The following is a 5,712-nucleotide window of genomic DNA, read 5'->3' as shown; positions in this document are numbered from 1 at the left end:
TCATAAAATTGCAATAAGCTTTTACAATCTTCGGATATTTTTAATAATATATCAAGTATTTTAGGTTTTAAATCATTTTCTATAGCTGAAATAGAAGTAGTATCACTATCATCATCATTATCAAAATCATCATTGCCAGATTCTGTGTTTTTGGTATTAAAATCATCATTTTTTTCAGAATTTTCATCAAAGAATTGTTCATTACTTGCAGTTGCATCAATATCTATAACTTCTCTTAATAATTTTTTACCTGCAAGTATGTCATCATACCAATCTTGCATTTTTTTAAGAGCCATAGGAGTTTGAATAATATAAAATAACTTTTTTACTCTACTTTCTTCAATTCTTTTAGCTACTTCAACTTCTCCATCTCTAGTTAATAGAAGTCTATATCCCATTTCTTTAAGATACATTCTTACTGGATCATCATTACCAAAATTGTTAATTATATTTTCTGTAGAAGTAGACTTAAATTCTTCTTCTTGTTCTGCTTGAGCAGTTATTTCAGACTCTGCTTCTTTATTAATAATAGCGATACCAGATTCTTTTAGAAAAGAAATAACCTCTTTTACAATCTCATGATTAGTATTTTCTGGAATGATTTTATCAAGTTCTTCAGAAGATATTTTTCCAATTTTTATATACTCTTTTAGTTTTTCATGTAGTTTAGAATTTTTTAGTTTATTAATATTTGCCATTATCTTTATTTGTTTAAATATAATATGAATAATTAATTTGCAATTTCATCTTTAATTTGTCTTTCATACTCTTTTAAGTATATCATCTTTTTCATTAACTTGTCATCAGCTGTAGATAGTAATTGATTTTTTAATTCTTCTATTTCTTTTTTAATAGCACCGATTTTATTTATGTTAAATACTCTTAACAATTTTTGCTTAGCCTCAGCTTGAGATTTGAATTTTATAGTGTTTAATAATTTTTCAATTATTTCAGTTGCTTCATTTTTATTTATAATTTTTTCAATGTTATTATCAAAAAAAGATTTGAAATTGTCATCATTACTAAGGCTGAAATCTAACAGTATTTTTTTAATATTGTCAAGTTTATTTGGCATCTTAATGTTCATTAATTCTTCTGTTATTTTGTTATTTTTTAGCAAATCAGGATAATTGCATAAGATAGCAATAACTATGGTATTATTGATTTCATCAGTATTATTTTGTTTTTTTATCTTTAAAAGAGTTGCATTATTTGTATTATTTATAATTTTTTTCTTAAAATTAAATACTAAATCACTATATTTTTTTTTAAAATGATATAGATAGCTTTTTTTAAGCGAATAATCAGATATATCTTCAACAATTTTTTCTAAACTTAGTTTTATGGAAGTTTTTCTTTCAGGTGTATTTATTCCAAATTTATCAACTTCATTATTAAAAATATAATCAGATAGTGAAATATTTTTCTCAATCAAATTTTTAAAAAAATTTACACCTTTGTTTTTTATCACATCATCAGGATCTTTGCCTTCTATCAAGTTTACAAATTTTAGAGATTTGTTATGAGATATTTTAGTTAAGCTATTATAAGCTATTTTTTTTGCAGCATTTTTACCAGCTTCATCATTATCAAAACAAATAGTAGGTTCTTGGCAAATAGACCATAAAATTTCTAACTGCTCTAATTTTATACTTGTTCCAAGTGGAGCTACTGTGTTTTTAATACCACAGTTTGCTAGGCTTATAACATCCATATATCCTTCTACAACAATAGCTTCTTGCTGCTTATATATAGAGTTTTTTGCAAAATTATAACCATATAAATGTTCACTTTTTTTAAATATAGGATTTTCGGCAGAATTTAGATATTTTGGTTCACCTTTATCTACTATTCTTCCTCCAAATGCTATAAAATTTCCAAGTTTATCTTGAATTGGAAAAATTAGGCGATTATATAAAGGATCAAATTCAAAATTATTTTTTTTGTAAATAATTTTTGATTCATAAATTTCTGATTCTGAAAACTCTTTTTTTAATTCCTTTAACAAAATAGAAGAATCATTTGGAGAATACCCTAAATGATATTTTTTAATAAATTCTAATTTAATTCCCCTTGAAGTAATATAAGATAATGCTTTATCTCCTATTTGATTAAATAACTGTTTTTGGTAAAATTCTGCTGTCTTTTTATAAATTTGAAAAAAGATTTTATTCTTTTCAAATTGTTCAATTTCTTTTCTAGAATTTATTTTTAATTTTACTCCTGCAATATTTGCTAATTTCTCTAATGCATCTTTGTATGAAATTCCTTCATCTTGCATTATAAAGGTAAAAATATCACCATGTGCTCCACAACCAAAACAATGGTAGATTTTTTTGTCATCATTAACAAAAAAAGAAGGTGTTTTTTCTTTATGAAAAGGACAAAGTCCAACATATCCAGTGCCTCCCTTACTTTTTAGATTTACTTTTTTTCTGATAATTTCAGAGGGTAAAATTCGCGATTTAATAAGTTGGGCTTCAGAATTCATTTATTAGTTAATTTTATTTAACCTTTGCGGCTCATAATACCAGGCACTTTGGAACTTATACCAAGTGGTGTCTGAGGTGGTGCTAAAGCAGTGGTTGGTGTTAAAGATGATAGAGCTACTACATCTTTCATACCTTTTAATGCATTCCCTAGTCGTGCAACTGCACCTACAGGAGAAGATTCAACAACAGAACCAAGATTTTTTGATTTTTGTAAATTCTCAAATGATAAATTTATATCTTTTATTAAGGCAACATCTATATGCATACCTCCTCCAATTGAACCACCAGTAGTTAAACCTTCAGACATAAAAAAATATAAAGTTATTTGTACTAATAGTACTAAAATCTTATAATATTATCAATTATTTATTTTTATAATATAGTGATGAATCAAAATATTAAAAAGGGCATTGATGTTATAAAAGCATGTGTAAACAATCTTGCTTCAAAACCAGGGATTTATAAAATGATTTGTAAATCTGGAGAAATTATTTACATAGGAAAAGCAAAGAATTTGAAAAAAAGAGTGTCACAGTATGCTAATATTAATAACTTGCCATATAGATTGAAAAGAATGATATCGTTAATTTATAAGATAGACATCTTATTTACTAAATCAGAAATAGAAGCACTGATATTAGAGGCAGATTTAATTAAAAGCATCAAACCAAAATATAATATTGCTCTAAAAGATGATAAGTCTTTTACATATATTATTTTAGATAAAAATCATAATTTTCCCAAAATAAAAAAATTCAGAGGTAAAAAGAATGAAGCATCAATTTTTTATGGGCCATTTTTATCTGTTGAGAAGATAGATAAAGTCATTGTTGAACTTCAAAAACTTTTTTTGGTGAGAAATTGCACTGATTATTATTTTACAACTAGGAAAAGACCATGTTTAATGTACCAAATTAAAAGATGTAGTGCACCATGTGTGGGTAAAATAACAAAAGAAGATTATCAAATACAAGTAAATAGCTTAAAAAAATTTTTGTCAGGAAAATCACAAGATCTTATTTCAGAGTTAATAAAAGAAATGGATTGTATGAGTAATAACATGCAATATGAAGGAGCTGCAGTAATAAGAGATAAGATAAAATTATTAAATTATATCAAATCCAAGAGTATATTTCAGGGATTTTCAAGTAGAAATATTGATATATTCATTTATAAAGAAGATATTGCAATTCAAAAATATTGTATCAAAACATATGTTATAAGGGATGGTCATAGTTTTGGAGATAAGTGTGAATTTTTTGATAAAAACCCTTTAGAGACGATAGAGGAGGTGATTTATAAATATATTATTGCATTTTATCAAAATAATTATATGCCAAATGAAATCTGGTGTAATAATAAGATTAAGTATGAAGTTATAAAACAAGCTATTAATAAGCAGCAAAGTTATCAAACAAAAGTTTTATATCCAAAAAATAATGATGATGAAAAAATTTTTAATTTTGTAATTGATAATACTCAGGAAGAATTTAAAAAATATAGATATAATTACTTAGCAAAAATAGATATATTTAAAGATTTAATGAATAAATTTGATCTTTCTTATATACCTGAAAAAATTGAAGTATATGATAATAGTCATAACCATGGAGCCAATCCAATAGGGTGCGTAGTTGTTGTAGGTCAAGATGGATTTATTAAAAATGAATATAGAAAATATAAAATAAAGCTTGAAAAATGTATGGATGATTATCAAATGTTAAGAGAAGTTATAAGAAGAAGGTTTAAAAATATAAATTATACTAATTTACCAGATTTAGTATTAATTGATGGAGGTAAAGGACAATTAACTAGTGTTATGGATGAATTTAAAAAGTTAGATATCCATAATATAAATGTTGTTGCTATGTCTAAAGGTATAAATAGAAACTCAGGAAGAGAATTTTTTCATCAAAAAAGTAAATCATCATTTCAGATTGATAAAAATAATAAGACACTTCTTTTTTTACAAAATATTAGAGATGAGGCTCATAGATATGCAATAACTACTCATAGAAATTTAATGAGAAAAAATTTAAAAAAGTCAGAGCTTGATTCAATTAAAGGAATAGGATTAAAAAGAAGAAAAAGTTTATTTTTGCATTTTAATTCGATAAATGATTTAAAACTTGCAAGTGAAGATGAAATTGCAAAAATAAAAGGTATAAACAAAGAATTGGCAAAAAATATTTTTCAGTATATACATAATTTAGAATAAAAATTATATATAAATGTAATGTTAAAAAATATACCTAACATCTTAACATCGCTTAGAATTATTTTAATACCTATCTTGGTTTCGGCGTTTTATATTGATTCAAATATTGCGCACTATGTTGTAGTTGTTATATTTATATTTGCTAGTGTTACTGATTTTTTTGATGGATTTTTAGCTAGGGCGTGGAAAGTGCAATCAAACTTTGGTAAAATGTTAGATCCAATTGCTGATAAATTACTTGTGGCATCAACATTAATGATGATGGTAAATAAAGATATTGCTCCGATATTACCTACTTTAGTTATATTATGTAGAGAAATATTAGTCTCGGGGATGAGAGAATACCTAGCAGAATTAAAAGTAAAAGTAAGTTTGCCTGTGAGTCGTTTAGCTAAAATAAAAACAGGAGCTCAAATGGTTGCAATTATTATACTGTTATTGGGGGAAGAAACTACTGGTATTCCACATAGTAATTTAATTGGAGAGATTTCTATTTGGATAGCAGCAGTGCTCACAGTTGTAACTGGGTATGAGTACTTAAAGCAAGGTATTAAGTACTTTGATTAGTACTAAATTATAGATTTTTAGCTTGGATAAATAGAAGCAATTAGTGTTTAGCAGGTTAAGCACTATTGGTAATAAAACTGCCAATTCTCACTTGAGTACTACCGAATTTAATGGCTGTTTCAAAATCAGATGTCATTCCCATACTGATTTCTTTTATTTTGTGTTCTTGTGCTAATTTGGCCATGTAACCAAAGTAAAAAAATGATGGGCCAGATTTAGGAGGTATACACATTATACCTTTAATTGCTATTCCTTCTTTTTTTATTCGTAAGCGCTAAAATAAGGGCATCTAGGCAAGAATAAAAATAAGTGGTAGAACAAAAGCCTAAAAAAATAGAGGCTAATGATGCTATTAGAAAAAAAGAATAAGTAATGAAAAATGGAAAGAGCTAGTAGAAGAATATAAAAAAAGTAATGTAAGTAAATATGAATTTT

5 protein-coding genes are annotated in these 5,712 nt (G+C 25.6%); 2 read left to right on the top strand and 3 right to left on the bottom strand.

Features of this window, described 5'->3' with window-relative positions; all coding sequences use genetic code 11:
- The 3 genes from EIC27_RS05930 to EIC27_RS05920 all read right to left on the bottom strand — a co-directional run.
- Positions 1 to 698, bottom strand: a 698-nt coding sequence (locus EIC27_RS05930; RefSeq protein WP_276310343.1) for a sigma-70 factor domain-containing protein, incomplete at its 3' end; no start/stop codon positions are given.
- Between the two features lie 32 nt (positions 699 to 730).
- Positions 731 to 2,491 (bottom strand): DNA primase, encoded by a 1,761-nt coding sequence (gene dnaG / locus EIC27_RS05925; RefSeq protein WP_126045163.1) that lies wholly within the window; start codon positions 2,489 to 2,491, stop codon positions 731 to 733.
- Between the two features lie 17 nt (positions 2,492 to 2,508).
- Positions 2,509 to 2,799: a hypothetical protein gene (locus tag EIC27_RS05920; RefSeq protein WP_126045162.1), complete on the bottom strand. Its 291-nt coding sequence runs from the start codon at positions 2,797 to 2,799 to the stop codon at positions 2,509 to 2,511.
- Positions 2,800 to 2,877: 78 nt separating this feature from the next.
- Here EIC27_RS05920 and uvrC point away from each other — a divergent pair, with 78 nt between their 5' ends.
- Positions 2,878 to 4,710, top strand: a complete 1,833-nt coding sequence (gene uvrC, locus EIC27_RS05915) for an excinuclease ABC subunit UvrC (RefSeq protein ID WP_126045161.1) — start codon at positions 2,878 to 2,880, stop codon at positions 4,708 to 4,710.
- An 18-nt stretch (positions 4,711 to 4,728) separates the two neighbouring features.
- A complete protein-coding gene (pgsA, locus tag EIC27_RS05910) occupies positions 4,729 to 5,277 on the top strand; it encodes a CDP-diacylglycerol--glycerol-3-phosphate 3-phosphatidyltransferase (RefSeq protein WP_126045160.1) in 549 nt (182 codons plus the stop codon).
- Positions 5,278 to 5,712: the final 435 nt, after the last annotated feature.

The organism is Candidatus Aquarickettsia rohweri (assembly GCF_003953955.1).
Lineage (GTDB): Bacteria > Pseudomonadota > Alphaproteobacteria > Rickettsiales > Midichloriaceae > Aquirickettsia > Aquirickettsia rohweri.
The sequence above is the reverse complement of the archived record's forward strand: the minus strand, read 5'-3'. Positions and strand labels throughout refer to the sequence as shown.

What these genes read in the sequence shown, in the direction of transcription:
- dnaG (WP_126045163.1), bottom strand. Translation starts at nt 2,491, where the DNA reads ATGAATTCTGAAGCCCAACTTATTAAATCGCGAATTTTACCCTCTGAA.
- EIC27_RS05920 (WP_126045162.1), bottom strand. Translation starts at nt 2,799, where the DNA reads ATGTCTGAAGGTTTAACTACTGGTGGTTCAATTGGAGGAGGTATGCAT.
- uvrC (WP_126045161.1), top strand. Translation starts at nt 2,878, where the DNA reads ATGAATCAAAATATTAAAAAGGGCATTGATGTTATAAAAGCATGTGTA.
- pgsA (WP_126045160.1), top strand. Translation starts at nt 4,729, where the DNA reads ATGTTAAAAAATATACCTAACATCTTAACATCGCTTAGAATTATTTTA.